Source organism: Mesorhizobium sp. M2E.F.Ca.ET.209.01.1.1, from assembly GCF_004010375.2.
Taxonomy (GTDB): domain Bacteria; phylum Pseudomonadota; class Alphaproteobacteria; order Rhizobiales; family Rhizobiaceae; genus Mesorhizobium.
The window spans coordinates 1-287 of sequence record NZ_SADP02001241.1 but is presented as its reverse complement, the minus strand read 5'-3'; the positions used below and the strand labels follow the sequence as shown (position 1 = coordinate 287).

General features: G+C 70.0%; 1 protein-coding gene. It reads right to left on the bottom strand.

Annotation, left to right across the window (positions count from 1 at the left end):
- A partial coding sequence (locus EN852_RS39905; RefSeq protein ID WP_281407873.1) for a transketolase C-terminal domain-containing protein occupies positions 1 to 287 on the bottom strand: 287 nt, incomplete at both ends.

Below are 287 nucleotides of genomic sequence, written 5' to 3'. Positions count from 1 at the left end.
GCAGCACGTGGCTGGCGAAGCCGCCGATGGCGCCCTCCTCCACGGTGACCAGAACCTCGTGCGAGCGAGCCAGCCTCCGGATCAGATCCTGGTCGAGCGGCTTGGCGAAGCGGGCATCGGCAACCGTGGTGGAAAGCCCGGCCGCGCCGAGTTCCTCGGCGGCGGCAAGGCAATCCTGCAGCCTTGTGCCGAAGGACAGCAGGGCGAACTTGCTGCCTTCCCGGACGATGCGGCCTTTCCCGATGTCGACAACCAACCCCCGCCCCGCCCAGCCTACGCCGCCGCCG